The organism is Mesorhizobium sp. M0152 (assembly GCF_040322415.1).
In the GTDB taxonomy this organism is placed as follows: domain Bacteria; phylum Pseudomonadota; class Alphaproteobacteria; order Rhizobiales; family Rhizobiaceae; genus Mesorhizobium.
On record NZ_JAMYTH010000001.1, the window covers coordinates 381,705 to 396,823 of the forward strand.

Sequence of the window (15,119 nt, forward strand, 5' to 3'; positions counted from 1 at the left end):
ATGTGCCCCCACAGCCGGTCTTCCCACCCGATTCCTGCCAAGGATGTCAGCGATCGGTTCAGGTCCGAGCCTGCGTCACGGCCGCATGACGCTCGCCGAACGCTCGGCGAAAGGCAGCGGGTGTACGACTTCCTTCTTCTGCGCGACCGGCGCGAACCCAAGCTTTTGATAGAGCGGCAAAGCCGCCGGGTGATCGAGCGTGCAAGTCTGCACCGTCACCCGTTTTGGCCCGTACGACCACGCGGCAGAGATCGCGGAACCGAGGAACCAACGGCCCAGACCTTGCCCTGTGGCATGCTCCATCATGCCGAAATAGGCCAGTTCCACCTCCTCGGGCAAATGCGGCTTGAGATCGAAAAACCCCGCCGGTGCGCCGTCGAGATAGAGCACCCTGATGTCGCGATCCTCACGGTGGATGCCGGCCGAAAGCTCGTCGTCACTCAGCCTCAGCACATTGACCCAATGCCATTTGCGCCCCACCCGATCCATCAGGTAGCGGTAAAAATGCAATGGAATATCCTTGGTCTTCAACAGTGCGACCTGCCGGTTGTAAGGCATCGGTGGCGAGGCGGCCGGCGGGGCATGCATTTCGAGAAACGTCACCGTGACCTCGATGTCCTGCAGCGCGCCGTTTTCCATCGTTGTCATTCCTTGCCGGTCGCAGCGGGACCGGTCACCACGGGCGTGTCGGAGAGCCCGCCCCATTCGGTCCATGAGCCGTCGTAAAGCCTGTTGTCGGTGTGGCCAAGCGTCTCCAATGCCAGGGTGACCACGGCAGCCGTGACGCCGGAGCCGCAAGAGGTGATGACAGGCTTCGACAGATCGATGCCGGCGCCTTCGATCACCTTGCGCAGCCGGTCCTTCGGCAACAGCACACCGTTTTCCGACAATGCCGAATACGGGAGATTGCGCGCGCCCGGCATGTGGCCGGAGCGGATACCCGCACGAGGTTCGGGCTCCGTGCCCGTAAAGCGGCCCGGTCCACGGGCATCGGCGATCTGGCTTTCCCCGGTGTCGACGATCCGGCGCATATCGGCGAGGCCGGCGACGCGACTGGCGTCGAAATCGGCATAGAACACACTTGGCGCTATCTTCGTCGGCTCGGCCGTCACCGGCCGGCCAGCCGCTTTCCAGCCATCAAAGCCGCCGTCCAGGATATAGGTCTGGAAAACGCCCATCACCCGGAACATCCACCATGCCCGGGGCGCCGAGAAGAAGCCCGGACCGTCATAGACGACGATCGTATCATCTGCCGTAACGCCCATCGCACCGACATATTGCGCGAAATGCTGCGGCGACGGCAGCGTATGCGGCAAAGCGGCGTCCGGATCGGAGACGGCATCCTGATCGAGGAAGCGGGCCCCCGGAATGTGCGCGGCGTCATATTCGGCGCGCGCATCGCGTTTTTGGGCCGGCAGGTACCAGGACGCATCGATGATCGTCAGCCCCGGCTCGCCCAAGCGCTGCTGCAGCCAATCCGCGTCGACGGTGAAAGGACTGTCCTGGGCCATTTCTTCTCCTGTTCGCTGGTCGAAGACTTGCGCGTCAGATCGCCGGCATCGGGCCGAAGCGTATCCGGAAGCGCCTGTTTTCACGACCCTTCTTCTCGATCTTACCGATATGGATTTCCCCGATCTCGCCGGTGCTTCTGACATGCGTACCGCCGCAAGGCTGGCTGTCCACCGAAGCATTGTCGCCGATGCAGACCAGGCGGATGCTGCCTGTGCCGACCGGCGGCCGGACATTCTTGGACTTCACCAGGCCAGGATTGTCGGCCAGGTCCTCGTCGCTGATCAGTCTGGTGAAGATCGGGTGATCGGCTCGCACCAGATCCATCAGGCCAGCCGTCACCTCTTCCTTGCTGAAGCTGGCGTCGGGCATGTCGAAATCAACGCGGCTGTCGTCTTCGGAAACCGCCGCACCCGTGATCGGGAACGGGCAGACGACGGTCAGCAGGTGGCAAGCCGCATGCATGCGCATCAAAAGGTGCCGCCGCTCCCAGTCGATCGCCAGGCTCAGACGTTCACCTGGCTCGAGCGCGGCCTGCTCTGGCGCCGGCACATGGATGATCTCGTCCTTGGTTTCACCCGAGATGGTGGCGGCTATGGCGACGCGGCTGCCGTCGGTACGTTCGAGATAGCCGGTATCGCCCGGTTGACCGCCCGAGGTGGCGTAGAAGATCGTCCGGTCGAGGATAATGCCGCGGTCATTGATGGCGATCACCGCCGCGTTCGTCGTGCGCAGATAGGCATCGTCGCGAAACAGCGATTGCGTCTTGTGCGCCATCACGCGACCTTTTCGAACGGCACAGAAATCCTGCTCTTCAGCTCCATCCAGCCTGGCACCGGCAGTTTCTTCTCACGCAGGAATTCCGGGTTGAACAGCTTCGACTGGTAGCGCGTGCCGTAGTCGCAAAGCATGGTCACGATGGTGTGGCCGGGGCCCAATTCCCTGGCAAGCCGGATCGCCCCGGCGATGTTGATGCCGGTCGAGCCGCCGACGCAGAGGCCTTCTTCCTGGATCAGGTCGAAGACGATCGGCAGCGCATCTTCGTCCGGAATCTGGAACGAAAAATCCGGCGTGAAGCCATCGAGATTGGCGGTGATGCGGCCCTGCCCAATGCCTTCGGTGATCGAGCTGCCCTCGGACTTCAATTCACCGCTGGTGTAGAAACTGTAGAGCGCGGCGCCCAGCGGATCGGCGAGCGCGATTTTGACGTCCTTGCTCTTTGCCTTCAACCCGTAAGCGACACCGGCGAGCGTGCCGCCGGAGCCGACAGCCGAGACAAAACCATCGACCTTGCCGCCGGTCTGGGCCCAGATCTCCTGCGCCGTGGTGCGGATATGCCCGTCGCGGTTGGCGACATTGTCGAACTGGTTGGCCCAGATGGCGCCGTTCGGTTCGGTCTTGGCCATCTGCTCGGCCAGCCGTCCCGACAGTTTCACGTAGTTATTCGGATTCTTGTAGGGCACGGCCGGCACTTCGATCAACTCGGCGCCGAGCAGCCGGATCGTGTCCTTCTTTTCCTGGCTCTGCGTGTCCGGAATGACGATGACGGTGCGATAGCCGAGCGCCTTGGCAACCAGCGTCAGCCCAATGCCCGTGTTGCCGGCCGTTCCCTCGACGATAACCCCACCAGGCGCCAACAGGCCGCGCTGCTCGGCGTCGCGGATGATGAACAGGCCGGCGCGATCCTTGACCGACTGTCCCGGGTTCATGAACTCGGCCTTGCCCAGAATCTCGCAGCCGGTTGCTTCGGAAGCTTTGTTGAGGCGGATCAGAGGCGTGTTGCCGATCGCGTCGATCACAGAACGGGGCATTCAAGATTCCTTGTGTGCGTGCAGCGAAACCCTAGAAACCCGAAGCTTCGGTTTCAAGGCAAGAATTCGTCTGGTCCAGTCGCATTCCAGCACTGCGGTGCGTGGATGCCGGCGAAAACGGATCGATATCGCACGGTTCATTTGCACCCGCGGCCGAAAAGCACTCTTTTCATTCGATTTCTTCACGGCTAGAGCAGGACACCAACAACTCGACGGGGCGCAGCATGACACTCTACCGGGCCGACCCCAAGCACGGCGTCGCCTGGATCACGGGCGGCAGCAGCGGCATCGGCCGCTCGCTGGCCAGGGATCTTGCGTCCCAAGGCTATGCCGTGGCGGTGACGGCGCTCGACAACGATCCGATCGACACGCTTCTCGTCGAGACGGCCCAGATGCCGGGCAGCGTCACGGCCTTTCCCTGCGACGTCACCGACGAGCCGCGCATGGCAAGAACGGTCGCCGCGATCGAGAAGGAACTCGGCCCCATCGTGCTGGCGGTCTTCAATGCCGGAAATTACATCTCGACGCCGGGCGAGGCCCTCGTCGTCAAAGACTTTCGGCGGTCTTTCGAGGTCAACTATTTCGGTATCATCAATGGGCTGGTGCCGGTCCTCGAGCATATGCGTGTCAGGGCGCGCGGCCATATCGTTCTGGTCGGCTCGGTCACCGCCTATTTCGGCTGGCCGACCACGGCCGCGTATGGCGGCACCAAGGCCGCGATCAACATCCTGGCCGAGTCGCTGAAATACGATTTCGACAAGATGAATGTGCGCATCCAGGTGATCAATCCGGGCTTCATCGACACGCCACTGACCGAAAAGAACATGCTGCCGATGCCCGGGCTGATGCCGGTCAGCCGGGCGACGCGCCGGATGGCGCGGGGCATCAAGTCCGGCGGCTTCGAGGTCACTTTCCCGTACCGGACGAGTTGGCCACTGAAACTGCTCAGCCTGCTGCCGAGGCCTTTATGCCGATCGGTGATCAGCATGATGACGAGCTGGAAGGCACGGCCGCTGAATTACGACCGCAAGCCGCCGAGCGAATAAACACAGTCCACTGGATTGGCGGAAATCGGCGCGATGGCCGGCCGTTGCCTGCTTGCGGCCGCCATCATAGGTTGAGACATTCTTTGCGTGAGGTCTGCGATGGGGCGACGAATCGTGCTTGCTGTGCTGGGCCTCGTCGCCATCCTCGCACTGGTTTTCGTGCTTGGCCCTCGCGTTCCCGTCGACACAAATATCCGTTTCGACGCGTCCGTCATCGGTGACGATCCGCAGGCCTACGTGGCAAAGGTGGAGGCCACCGTATCCGGCATCCGTGACGGGCTGGAGAAGGAGATCGTCTGGGCCAATCCGATGGTGCATGCCAGGACGTCGCTATCGATCGTCTATGTCCACGGCTTCTCCGCGTCGAAGGGCGAGGTCAGGCCGTTGGCCGACGAGGTAGCCGACCAGTTCGACGCCAATCTCTTCTACACCCGCTTGACCGGCCACGGGCAGGACGGAGCGGCGATGACGCAAGCCAGCGTCAATGCCTGGATCAACGACTATGAGGAGGCGCTCGCCATCGGCCGGGCGATCGGGGACAAGGTGATCGTCATCTCGACCTCGACCGGCGGTTCGCTGGCGGCCTGGGCGGCAACGCAGCCAGGCGCGTCGGACGGGGTGGCGGCGATCGCATTCATCTCGCCCAATTTCGGCGTCAAGGCCTCCGGCGCCGAGATCCTGACCATGCCATGGGGCAAACAGATCGCCGAACTCGTCGCCGGCAAGGAACGCAGCTACGTGCCGCGAAACGCGCTGCACGAGAAATTCTGGACCACCAAATATCCGATCGCCGCGACGCAGCCGATGCAGGCTCTGACCGAGCTCGCCTACGGCGCGCCAGTGGAGAAGGCTGATATCCCTGCGCTGTTCATCTTTTCGGATTCGGACAAGGTGGTACGGCCCGACCGCACACGTGAAATCGCCGGCCGGTGGGGCGCGCCGCACGAACTGGTGCCGGTCGACGACACCGGCGACCCCGACGATCATGTGATTGCCGGCGACGCCCTGTCACCGTCGACGACGGCCTTTCTGGTGCAAAGGATCGGCGTCTGGATCGAGGCCGTGGTCAAGTAAGCCCGGTATCAAACGCAAAGGGCAACCGCAGGATTGCTGCGGTCGCCCTTTGTTTGTCAGTCACAAGCCAAGGCCTCATGGCCTGGCCGATGCGCGCGATGAGACTTAAGCAGCGCGCGCCGCGGGGCGCTTGCCGCCGAAGCGGCGTTTGTTGTTGCCCTTGAAGGGCTTGGCGCCCTCCGGCTTGCGTTCGCCGGCGAAGGCCGGCTTGTCGCCGAAGCGCTTCTTGCCAAAACCGTTGCCCTTGCTCTCGCCACCGGGCCGCCTGCCGTCGCGACGGCCATTGCGGTCGTTGCGATCATTGGCCGGTTCGAAGCGCTCGTTCTTTTCAGCCGGATTGCGCTGCGGATCGGGGCTGCCGAGATGGTCGGCAACGATCGGCAGCTTGGTGCGGATGATGCGCTCCACCTGGCGCAACTTGCTGTTTTCCGAAGGATCGCAAAGCGTGATGGCGATGCCGTCCATGCCGTTGCGGCCGGTGCGGCCGATACGGTGGACATAGCTCTCGGCTTCGTCCGGCAGGTCGAAATTCACGACATGGCTGATGCCGGGGACGTCGATGCCGCGCGCCGCGATGTCGGTCGCGACCAGGATGCGCACCGATCCATCGCGAAAGTCGTTCAGCGCCTTCTGACGGGCGTTCTGCGACTTGTTGCCGTGGATGACGGCGGCCTTGAAGCCGTCGCGCTCAAGATCCTTGGTCACCCGGTCGGCACCATGCTTGGTGCGCGAAAAGATGATGACGGACCTCATCGCCTCGTCGGCGAGCATCGTCGACAGCACCTGGCGCTTCTGCTTGGTGCGGGCGAAAACGACGCCCTGCACGATCTCGACCGCCGCCGTGCTTTGCGGCGAGACCTCGACACGAACGGGGTTCTTCAAGAGGCCCTTGGCGAGTTCGGCGATCTCGTCCGGCATGGTGGCCGAAAACAGCGCCGTCTGGCGGTCGGGCGCGGTCGCCTTGGCGATGCGCTTGACGTCGTTGATGAAGCCCATGTCGAGCATGCGGTCGCCCTCGTCCAGCACCAGCCATTTGGTGTCGGAGAGAATGAGGTCGCCCTCTCGCACCAGGTCGGTCAACCGGCCTGGGGTGGCAATCAGGATGTCGACCCCGGGAGCAACCTTCTTCACCTGGCTGAAACGCGAAACGCCGCCCAGCACGAGTGCCGTCGAAACATGTGCGCCCTTGGCGAGGATCTTGATGGTGTCCTCGATCTGCACGGCAAGTTCGCGTGTCGGCGCAAGAATGAGCGCGCGAGCCGTCTTGGCGCGCCGCTTGGTACCGAGCGCGATGATCTTCGACAGGATCGGCAGCGCGAAGGCCGCGGTCTTGCCGGAGCCGGTCTGTGCGATGCCGAATATGTCACGGCCTTCCAGCTGTGGCGGGATGGCCTGCATCTGGATCGGCTTCGGGTCGGTGAAACCGGCGGCATGGGTGGCCTTGAGCAGCGCACCCGTAATTCCCAGTGCCGCGAAACCGGAGAGTTCCCCAGTGTCCTTGCCGGGCAAAGTGTTTTCGTTGGTCAAAATATTTCTTCTTTCACGCGGCCTCTGGCCGCAAACATCAATGGCGGCAGGGCGCAACCTGCCGTCGGAAAACTGTTATGGAACGACAAGGCGGCGGACGGTTTCGTCCGCGCGGCTGCGCTGTCGTGCCCGCAGGCGTCATGCCACGGGGCTTTTTCGCCACCTTGCTAACCAATCGGTGCCGATCAGCAGGAAAGAGGGAAAACAGACGCAACCAGTCTCATTCATCGAGAAGGCCGGATTCGCTCCCGGCCCAAGCGCCTATGCCGTGCATATGGCTTAGTTCGCGCCGAAATGCAAGGGCGGCATGTTGCAGCGCAACAAATGCCACGACGTAAGCGGCGCTTGCGCTCGCTTACCGGCACGATTACCACGGATGCCGCTGGCCTGGGAGGTAACCGATGAAGGATGTACTCAAGGAACTCGAGCGCCGCCGCGAGATTGCCCGCATGGGCGGCGGACAGGCCCGCATCGATGCCCAGCACAAGAAGGGCAAACTCACCGCGCGCGAACGCATCGAGGTGTTTCTCGACGAAGGATCTTTCGAGGAGTTCGACATGTATGTCGAGCACCGCTCGACCGACTTCGGCATGGAGAAGACGAAGATCGCCGGCGATGGCGTCGTCACCGGCTGGGGTACCGTCAACGGCCGTCCGGTCTATCTCTTCGCCAAGGACTTTACCGTGTTCGGCGGTTCGCTCTCTGAGGCGCATGCCGAAAAAGTCATCAAGGTGCAGGAGATGGCGCTGCGCAACCGCGCGCCGATCATCGGCCTCTACGATGCTGGCGGAGCGCGCATCCAGGAGGGCGTGGCGGCGCTCGGCGGCTATGCCGAGATCTTTCAGCGCAATGTGCTCGCCTCCGGCGTCATTCTGCAGATTTCCGTGATCATGGGGCCTTGCGCCGGCGGCGACGTTTATTCGCCTGCGATGACCGACTTCATCTTCATGGTGCGGGACACATCCTACATGTTCGTCACCGGGCCGGATGTGGTGAAGACCGTCACCAATGAGACGGTGACAGCCGAGAGCCTCGGAGGCGCCTCCGTCCACACGACCAAATCCTCGATCGCCGATGGCGCCTATGACAATGACGTCGAGGCGCTTTTGCAGATGCGCCGGCTGATCGATCTGCTGCCTGCCTCCAACACTTCGGAACTCCCCGAGATCGAATGCTATCAGTCGGTCGCCGACCATGATTTGTCGCTCGACCGGCTGATCCCCGACAATGCCAACAAACCCTACGATATCAAGGAATTGATCATTAAAGTTGCCGACGAGGGCGACTTCTTCGAGATCCAGCAGAGTTTCGCCAAAAATATCGTCACCGGGTTCGGGCGCGTCGAGGGCCGCACGGTCGGCTTCGTCGCCAACCAGCCGATGGTGCTGGCCGGCGTGCTCGATTCGGACGCCAGCCGCAAGGCCGCGCGCTTCGTGCGCTTCTGCGACTGTTTCTCGATCCCGATCGTCACCTTCGTCGACGTCCCAGGCTTCCTGCCGGGGACGGCGCAGGAATATGGCGGGCTGATCAAACATGGCGCGAAGCTTCTGTTCGCCTATGCCGAGGCAACCGTGCCGAAGATCACCGTCATCACCAGAAAGGCCTATGGGGGCGCCTATGACGTGATGGCGTCGAAACATCTACGCGGCGACATGAACTATGCCTGGCCGACGGCGCAGATCGCGGTGATGGGCGCCAGGGGGGCGGTCGAGATCATCTATCGCAAGGACATCGGCGATGCCGAAAAAATCGCGGCTCATACAAAGGCTTACGAGGATCGCTTCCTGTCGCCTTTCGTCGCCGCGGAGCGCGGATACGTCGATGAGGTGATCATGCCGCACTCGACCCGACGCCGCATCGCCCGCGCGCTCCGGATGCTGCGCAACAAGGACATGCAGAACCCCTGGAAGAAGCACGACAACATTCCGCTGTGACCTGAACGTCGCCGCTCAGCGCTGGCCGCGAGTCGCGACCAGATCACGAAGAACAGGCACCAGCGCCAGCGGCAGATCCTCGGCGATCAGTCCCGGCCCGAACCGGCTGCCCGCCTCGGCATGGATCCAGACCGCCGCGCAGGCCGCTTCGAAGGCCGGCATGCGTTGCGCCAGCAGGCCGGCGGTGATGCCGGACAGCACGTCGCCGGACCCGGCGGTGGCGAGCCACGGCGCGCCGTTGGAATTGATCGCCGCCCGGCCATCGGGAGCGGCGATCACCGTATCCGCGCCCTTGTAGACGATGACGGCATCGGCAAGCGTGGCCGCGGCGCGGGCCTTGTCCAGTTTCGATGTGGTTTCATCCTCGGCGATGTCGGGAAACAGCCTGGCGAACTCGCCTTCGTGCGGCGTCATCACAAGAGCAGGCGCACTCGGTTGGCGAGCGGCTTCGAACAAAACGTCCGGCGCCTCGCGAAAGGATGTGATCGCGTCGGCGTCGAACACCAGGCCGTCAACCCCGGCGGAGGCGTCCCGTGGCTGACCACTGGCGAGCAGTGTCAGCGCGAACGCCCGCGTTCTTTCACCGACACCAAAGCCGGGCCCAAGAACAAAGGCCGACGGCCGGCGCGCTCCGACAAACGCCTTTATGTCCTCGATATCGTCGGTCTTGCGCAGCATGATCGATGTGAGATGAGAGGCGTTGACTTGCATCGCGTTCGCGGGCGACAGCACCGTTACCGCCCCTGCCCCGCTCCTTGCCGCGGCAAGCGCCGACAGCCGCGCCGCGCCGGTGGCGCTCGGGCCGCCGGAAAAGACGCCGACATGGCCGCGCTTGTATTTGTGTGCATCGGTGGCCGGCATCGGAAAATCGGCCAGCCAGAGTGCGGGCGTGTTTCCGAACGCCCGAGGCTGAAGGCGTGCAATGATGTCCTCGCCAATGCCAATATCGGCAAGCACGATCTCGCCGCATCGTTCCCGGCCGGGCAAAAGCAGATGGCCGGGTTTCTTGCGCGCAAACGTCACGGTGATGTCGGCGACAAATGCCTTCCCAAGCACCTTGCCGCTGTCTCCGGAGACCCCGGAAGGCAGATCGATCGCGACGACCGGCAAATGCAAGCTGGCCGCAAGGTCGACGGCTTTCGCGGCATCGCCCGACAGTGGCTTGAAGAGCCCTGCCCCGTAAAGCGCGTCGACCACCATCGACCCGGCCTCGGGATCGAACTTCGACAGCGGACGCGGTTCGATCGAACATTCCGCAGCTGCGAACGCCGCATCGCTTCCGGACCTCGGCGGGCCGGATGCCCAGAGGATGGTGTCGACGCCGCTATCGGCCAGGATGCGGGCGACGACATAGCCATCGCCGCCATTGTTGCCGGGCCCGCAAAGCACGTGGACCTGCTTTGCAGTGGGATAGCGCCTGAGAACCTCGGCCGCGACGGCTTCACCGGCGCGACGCATCAGGCCGATGCCGTCGATTGCGCCGGCGGCAATTGTCAGCCGATCCGCCTCGCCCATCTCGGCGGAAGTAAGAAGTTCGTCGCTCATGGATTGCCGATCCGCATTCGATCAAGCATTGTCCAGTTTTCGGTTCGACGCAAACGGAGAGGAGTTGCCGCCGCAGGGTGCCGCCATGTCTGGAGGGACGCCGCAAGCGCAGAAGCGCCCGCAAAATGGGCGGTATGCCTATATTTTGTTCAGACGTAAGCGCAGGCGCTGTTTAGGCTCCAGCAGCCCATGACGCGCCTGATGCAGCGAATGACGCGAATTTGCATACCGGCGCGGCAGGGCTTTGAAATCGTATGAGACCGCTTCAAATCCATCTACTTGGCACAATTCGTGCTTGATGGAGGCGCAAGCGGGGGGTCAACAACCCGTTTTTTTGGCAGTGGAGGCCACTTTTTACATGAAAAAGATCGAAGCGATCATCAAGCCATTCAAGCTGGACGAAGTGAAGGAAGCGCTTCAGGAGGCCGGACTGCAAGGCATCACCGTCACCGAGGCCAAAGGTTTTGGTCGCCAGAAGGGGCATACCGAACTCTATCGCGGCGCCGAATATGTCGTTGATTTCCTGCCCAAGGTGAAGATAGAGGTCGTGCTTGGCGACGACGCGGTGGAAGGGGCGATCGAGGCCATCCGCAAGGCGGCCCAGACCGGCCGTATCGGCGACGGCAAGATCTTCGTTTCCAACATCGAGGAAGTCGTGCGCATCCGCACCGGCGAGACAGGTATGGACGCGGTCTGATCCGGCCCGGCCCTCCTTCCGAAACGTCATCATCAAAAAAATCATCACAGGGATACACGACATGACGACAGCCAAAGACATCATGAAGCAGATCAAGGACAACGACGTGAAATTCGTCGACCTGCGCTTCACGGATCCGAAGGGCAAGCTGCAACACGTGACGATGGATGTCATCGAAGTCGAGGAAGACATGTTTGCCGACGGCGTCATGTTCGACGGCTCTTCGATTGCCGGCTGGAAAGCCATCAACGAGTCCGACATGGTGTTGATGCCCGATCCGGACACGGTCCACATGGACCCGTTCTTTGCGCAGTCGACCATGGTCATCCTGTGCGACATCCTCGATCCGGTTTCGGGCGAATCCTACAACCGCGATCCGCGCGGCACGGCCAAGAAGGCCGAGGCCTACATGAAGTCGGAAGGCATCGGCGACACCATCTATGTCGGTCCGGAAGCCGAGTTCTTCGTCTTCGACGATGTGAAGTACAAGGCTGATCCCTACAATACCGGCTTCAAGCTCGACTCCACGGAACTGCCGTCGAATGACGACACCGACTACGAAACCGGCAATCTCGGCCATCGCCCGCGCATCAAGGGCGGCTATTTCCCGGTGCCGCCGATCGATTCCGCGCAGGACATGCGCTCCGAAATGCTGACCGTGCTCGCCGAAATGGGCGTGCGCGTCGAAAAGCATCACCATGAGGTCGCCGCCGCCCAGCACGAACTCGGCATCAAGTTCGACACGCTGGTCCGCAACGCCGACAAGATGCTGATCTACAAGTATGTCGTGCACCAGGTGGCCAACGCCTATGGCAAGACGGCCACCTTCATGCCGAAGCCGATCTTCGGCGACAACGGCTCGGGCATGCACGTCCACCAGTCGATCTGGAAGGCCGGCAAGCCGACCTTTGCCGGAAATGAGTATGCCGGCCTGTCGGAAAGCTGCCTGTTCTATATCGGCGGCATCATCAAGCACGCCAAGGCGATCAACGCCTTCACCAACCCGCTGACCAACTCCTACAAACGCCTGGTGCCGGGCTACGAAGCGCCGGTGCTGCTCGCCTATTCGGCACGCAATCGTTCGGCTTCCTGCCGCATTCCATTCGGCTCGTCGCCGAAATCCAAGCGTGTCGAGGTCCGCTTCCCAGATCCGGGCGCGAACCCCTACCTCGCCTTCGCCGCCATGCTGATGGCCGGCCTCGACGGCATCAAGAACAAGATCCATCCCGGCCAGCCGATGGACAAGGATCTGTACGACCTGCCGCCGAAGGAATTGAAGAAGATCCCGACCGTCTGCGGCTCGCTGCGTGAAGCGCTCCAGAGCCTGGACAAGGATCGCGGCTTCCTGAAAGCCGGCGGCGTCTTCGACGACGACCAGATCGACAGCTATATCGAGCTGAAGATGGCCGAAGTGATGCGCTTCGAAATGACCCCGCATCCGGTCGAGTACGATATGTACTACTCGGTTTAAGATCGTCTTCGCATCGCGGTTCAAAGCCCTCGAAGGATCCTCCTTCGAGGGCTTTTTGCCGTCTGTGAAACACCACACCGACCCGGTTGCATCCGGCCAGCCTGCATTTCGTGCCACTTGTTTGGCCTGCTTTGGCAAGCGTCAGACACGAGCGGCTGGTCGAGCGGCGACATTTATGCCGAGCGGAAAGGCACGGCTCAAGCGACCCGGTGAATGGCTTTTCGACTGAAAAAAATACGCCAGGAGCGAGCGGCACACCGCCTCAGGCTGCAATGCCCGCTCGTCCGGCGCCCCCGCCAATGCTGCTGTTCAGAAAACCCCCGCCCGCCGAACAGCACCCGCGATGACGTACCCCAAGGCCTCCGAATACGCATGACGCGGCCTCATCTGTCAACGCCCGCGGCCGGCTGTGCAAACCGCCGATTTCAGTGCATGAACAGCAGCTTATAAAAGCGCCCGCAAGCGCGAGAAACGGTCGAATCGGGCGGATTTGCGGGCTTTTTTGTACATGATGGTTCGCCGGGAGGGCTTCACGACAGCGATGCAAGAGCCCGGATTGCCTCGCCCCTATGCTCTCGGCGGCGATCTTTTCCGCCTGACTTTTTTTGGGGGAATTCGCCATGTCAAAGGCACGACGAAAAAGACACCCGACGGGCCGGGGTACGCTCTGGTCGCCGAACAGCAGATGATCGGCCGCGGCGGCAACCGTACGCCGGCCTTGCGCCCGCCAAGATGCCAGCGGCGCTGAAAGCACGCGGAGTGGTTGCCGGCTAAAGCCGAAGCAACGCGCCGTTTTTTCAATCGGGCAGTTCGCAAACAAAAACCCCGACGCTGGAGCGCCGGGGCCTTTGTTTCACCGATGCCGCGACGGTTACGCGGCAGCTGACACCTGGGCGCTCGCCGGCACCGAGGCGATCGTCTTCAGGATCTGCGAAGCGATCTGGTAGGGGTCGCCCTGCGAGTTCGGGCGGCGGTCTTCCAGATAGCCCTTGTAGTCGTTCTTGACGAAGGAATGCGGGACGCGGATCGAGGCGCCGCGGTCGGCGATGCCATAGCTGAACCTGTTCCACGGCGCGGTCTCGTGCTTGCCGGTCAAACGCTTGTCGTTGTCGGGGCCGTAGACGGCGATGTGGTCCATCAGGTTCTTGTCGAAAGCGGCCATCAGCGCTTCGAAATAGGCCTTGCCGCCGACTTCGCGCATATAGGAGGTCGAGAAGTTGGCGTGCATGCCAGAGCCGTTCCAGTCGGTGTCGCCGAGCGGCTTGCAGTGGTACTCGATGTCGATGCCGTATTTCTCGGTCAGGCGCTGCATGAGATAGCGGGCCATCCACATCTGGTCCGCGGCCTTCTTGGAGCCCTTGCCGAATATCTGGAATTCCCACTGGCCCTTGGCAACCTCGGCGTTGATGCCTTCGTGGTTGATGCCAGCCGCGAGGCAGAGATCGAGGTGCTCCTCGACGATCTGGCGGGCGACGGAGCCGACATTGGAGTAGCCGACGCCGGTGTAGTACGGGCCCTGCGGTGCGGGGTAGCCACTCTCCGGGAAGCCGAGCGGACGGCCGTCCTTGTAGAAGAAATATTCCTGCTCGAAGCCGAACCAGGCGCCCTCGTCATCGAGGATGGTGGCGCGCTTGTTCGAGGCATGCGGGGTGACGCCATCCGGCATCATGACTTCGCACATGACCAGCACGCCGTTGGTGCGGGCCGGGTCCGGATAGGCGGCGACCGGCTTCAGCACGCAGTCGGAGCTGTGCCCCTCGGCCTGCATCGTCGACGAGCCGTCAAAGCCCCACAGGGGAAGCTGCTCCAGCGTCGGGAATTCCGCATAGTCCTTGACCTGCGTCTTGCCGCGAAGATTGGGGACCGGGGTGTATCCATCGAGCCAAATGTACTCGAGCTTGTATTTCGTCATTCTAGCCTCTCGTTGCTTGATCACCGAACACTGAACGGCGTCGACATGCGTCTGCCACCAGCAGCCGGCCCTGCCGGTTCACTAAAATGCAAGTCGTGTGCCACTCTCGTCCCGAAGGGTGCGGCAAAATTGACGTCGCATTCGGCTGAAGTCGGCAAGCCGCCTAAGCAATGCGCCCGGATCGATCACAGTCACAAATCGCATAAATATTAGGCAAATACTGATCTTTTCGTGGGCATATTGCCTAACTTGATTGCAGACCTTATCTTCGGGACAAGTTGAATCGACAAGGTTCGGCAGAAGAAAGGAGCCCGGCAATGGAAATCGTTTCCGCCCGTCCGTCGGCCAAAATTCTGATGTTCCCGGTGGCAGCGCACGCCTCTGCCTCAAATTTGAGCGGAAAGGCTAAGTTTGCAGCAGAGCTTGCCTCGCTGCGCGGCGCCCGAACCGATTTCGGCGATGGTTGGTACCATGAAGCAGCCATCGAGGAAGAGGCCCAGGGGCGCAAGAGCTGACCGCAAGGCCAGCCAGCCTTCGGCAGCGAATTGGCGTAGATAAATTGAAAGCCCGGCGCGATTGCTCGCGCCGGGCTT

14 protein-coding genes are annotated in these 15,119 nt (G+C 62.2%); 7 read left to right on the forward strand and 7 right to left on the reverse strand.

Annotation, left to right across the window (positions count from 1 at the left end; genetic code table 11):
* Positions 1-75: 75 nt before the first annotated feature.
* From NKJ26_RS01915 to NKJ26_RS01930, 4 genes are read right to left on the reverse strand one after another with little or no spacing between them, the layout of a single operon-like run.
* Positions 76-639: a GNAT family N-acetyltransferase gene (locus tag NKJ26_RS01915; RefSeq protein WP_352604449.1), complete on the reverse strand. Its 564-nt coding sequence runs from the start codon at positions 637-639 to the stop codon at positions 76-78.
* Between the two features lie 5 nt (positions 640-644).
* Positions 645-1,511: a 3-mercaptopyruvate sulfurtransferase gene (gene sseA, locus NKJ26_RS01920; protein ID WP_352604451.1), complete on the reverse strand. Its 867-nt coding sequence runs from the start codon at positions 1,509-1,511 to the stop codon at positions 645-647.
* Positions 1,512-1,545: 34 nt separating this feature from the next.
* Complete coding sequence (locus tag NKJ26_RS01925) at positions 1,546-2,286, reverse strand: alanyl-tRNA editing protein (protein ID WP_352693255.1); 741 nt, start codon at positions 2,284-2,286, stop codon at positions 1,546-1,548.
* Positions 2,286-3,320 (reverse strand): cysteine synthase A, encoded by a 1,035-nt coding sequence (locus NKJ26_RS01930; protein ID WP_352693257.1) that lies wholly within the window; start codon positions 3,318-3,320, stop codon positions 2,286-2,288. Before NKJ26_RS01930 ends, NKJ26_RS01925 begins: the two co-directional genes overlap by 1 nt.
* 224 nt (positions 3,321-3,544) lie before the next feature.
* On the opposite strand from NKJ26_RS01930, the gene NKJ26_RS01935 reads away from it, so the two are divergent.
* Positions 3,545-4,366 (forward strand): SDR family oxidoreductase, encoded by an 822-nt coding sequence (locus tag NKJ26_RS01935; RefSeq protein WP_352693259.1) that lies wholly within the window; start codon positions 3,545-3,547, stop codon positions 4,364-4,366.
* A gap of 99 nt (positions 4,367-4,465) precedes the next feature.
* Positions 4,466-5,440 carry an alpha/beta hydrolase gene (locus NKJ26_RS01940; RefSeq protein ID WP_352693261.1) on the forward strand — a complete coding sequence of 325 codons (975 nt, stop codon included), beginning with the start codon at positions 4,466-4,468 and terminating at the stop codon, positions 5,438-5,440.
* A 105-nt stretch (positions 5,441-5,545) separates the two neighbouring features.
* Here the strand turns inward: NKJ26_RS01940 and NKJ26_RS01945 are convergent, their stop codons facing one another.
* A complete protein-coding gene (locus tag NKJ26_RS01945) occupies positions 5,546-6,967 on the reverse strand; it encodes a DEAD/DEAH box helicase (RefSeq protein WP_352693263.1) in 1,422 nt (473 codons plus the stop codon).
* A gap of 401 nt (positions 6,968-7,368) precedes the next feature.
* On the opposite strand from NKJ26_RS01945, the gene NKJ26_RS01950 reads away from it, so the two are divergent.
* The gene (locus tag NKJ26_RS01950) at positions 7,369-8,901 is read left to right on the forward strand and encodes an acyl-CoA carboxylase subunit beta (RefSeq protein WP_352693265.1); all 1,533 of its coding nucleotides are present in this window, start codon (positions 7,369-7,371) and stop codon (positions 8,899-8,901) included.
* Positions 8,902-8,916: 15 nt separating this feature from the next.
* Here the strand turns inward: NKJ26_RS01950 and NKJ26_RS01955 are convergent, their stop codons facing one another.
* Complete coding sequence (locus NKJ26_RS01955; RefSeq protein ID WP_352693267.1) at positions 8,917-10,446, reverse strand: NAD(P)H-hydrate dehydratase; 1,530 nt, start codon at positions 10,444-10,446, stop codon at positions 8,917-8,919.
* Between the two features lie 358 nt (positions 10,447-10,804).
* Here NKJ26_RS01955 and NKJ26_RS01960 point away from each other — a divergent pair, with 358 nt between their 5' ends.
* From NKJ26_RS01960 to NKJ26_RS01970, 3 genes are all read left to right on the forward strand, one after another.
* Positions 10,805-11,143 carry a P-II family nitrogen regulator gene (locus tag NKJ26_RS01960; RefSeq protein ID WP_006205430.1) on the forward strand — a complete coding sequence of 113 codons (339 nt, stop codon included), beginning with the start codon at positions 10,805-10,807 and terminating at the stop codon, positions 11,141-11,143.
* A 61-nt stretch (positions 11,144-11,204) separates the two neighbouring features.
* The gene (gene glnA, locus NKJ26_RS01965) at positions 11,205-12,614 is read left to right on the forward strand and encodes a type I glutamate--ammonia ligase (RefSeq protein ID WP_027026984.1); all 1,410 of its coding nucleotides are present in this window, start codon (positions 11,205-11,207) and stop codon (positions 12,612-12,614) included.
* Between the two features lie 502 nt (positions 12,615-13,116).
* On the forward strand, positions 13,117-13,362 hold the full coding sequence (locus NKJ26_RS01970; RefSeq protein WP_352693269.1) for a hypothetical protein: 246 nt from the start codon (positions 13,117-13,119) through the stop codon (positions 13,360-13,362).
* A gap of 123 nt (positions 13,363-13,485) precedes the next feature.
* Here the strand turns inward: NKJ26_RS01970 and NKJ26_RS01975 are convergent, their stop codons facing one another.
* Positions 13,486-14,526, reverse strand: a complete 1,041-nt coding sequence (locus tag NKJ26_RS01975; RefSeq protein WP_352601788.1) for a glutamine synthetase beta-grasp domain-containing protein — start codon at positions 14,524-14,526, stop codon at positions 13,486-13,488.
* Between the two features lie 317 nt (positions 14,527-14,843).
* On the opposite strand from NKJ26_RS01975, the gene NKJ26_RS01980 reads away from it, so the two are divergent.
* Entirely contained in the window at positions 14,844-15,041 is a 198-nt protein-coding gene (locus NKJ26_RS01980) for a DUF2735 domain-containing protein (protein WP_352693271.1), read from the forward strand.
* Positions 15,042-15,119: the final 78 nt, after the last annotated feature.

Bases quoted from the DNA above. Each gene is read 5' to 3' on its own strand.
- NKJ26_RS01915 (WP_352604449.1), bottom strand. From the start codon at position 639: ATGGAAAACGGCGCGCTGCAGGACATCGAGGTCACGGTGACGTTTCTC.
- sseA (WP_352604451.1), bottom strand. From the start codon at position 1,511: ATGGCCCAGGACAGTCCTTTCACCGTCGACGCGGATTGGCTGCAGCAG.
- NKJ26_RS01925 (WP_352693255.1), bottom strand. From the start codon at position 2,286: ATGGCGCACAAGACGCAATCGCTGTTTCGCGACGATGCCTATCTGCGC.
- NKJ26_RS01930 (WP_352693257.1), bottom strand. From the start codon at position 3,320: ATGCCCCGTTCTGTGATCGACGCGATCGGCAACACGCCTCTGATCCGC.
- NKJ26_RS01935 (WP_352693259.1), top strand. From the start codon at position 3,545: ATGACACTCTACCGGGCCGACCCCAAGCACGGCGTCGCCTGGATCACG.
- NKJ26_RS01940 (WP_352693261.1), top strand. From the start codon at position 4,466: ATGGGGCGACGAATCGTGCTTGCTGTGCTGGGCCTCGTCGCCATCCTC.
- NKJ26_RS01950 (WP_352693265.1), top strand. From the start codon at position 7,369: ATGAAGGATGTACTCAAGGAACTCGAGCGCCGCCGCGAGATTGCCCGC.
- NKJ26_RS01955 (WP_352693267.1), bottom strand. From the start codon at position 10,446: ATGAGCGACGAACTTCTTACTTCCGCCGAGATGGGCGAGGCGGATCGG.
- NKJ26_RS01960 (WP_006205430.1), top strand. From the start codon at position 10,805: ATGAAAAAGATCGAAGCGATCATCAAGCCATTCAAGCTGGACGAAGTG.
- glnA (WP_027026984.1), top strand. From the start codon at position 11,205: ATGACGACAGCCAAAGACATCATGAAGCAGATCAAGGACAACGACGTG.
- NKJ26_RS01975 (WP_352601788.1), bottom strand. From the start codon at position 14,526: ATGACGAAATACAAGCTCGAGTACATTTGGCTCGATGGATACACCCCG.
- NKJ26_RS01980 (WP_352693271.1), top strand. From the start codon at position 14,844: ATGGAAATCGTTTCCGCCCGTCCGTCGGCCAAAATTCTGATGTTCCCG.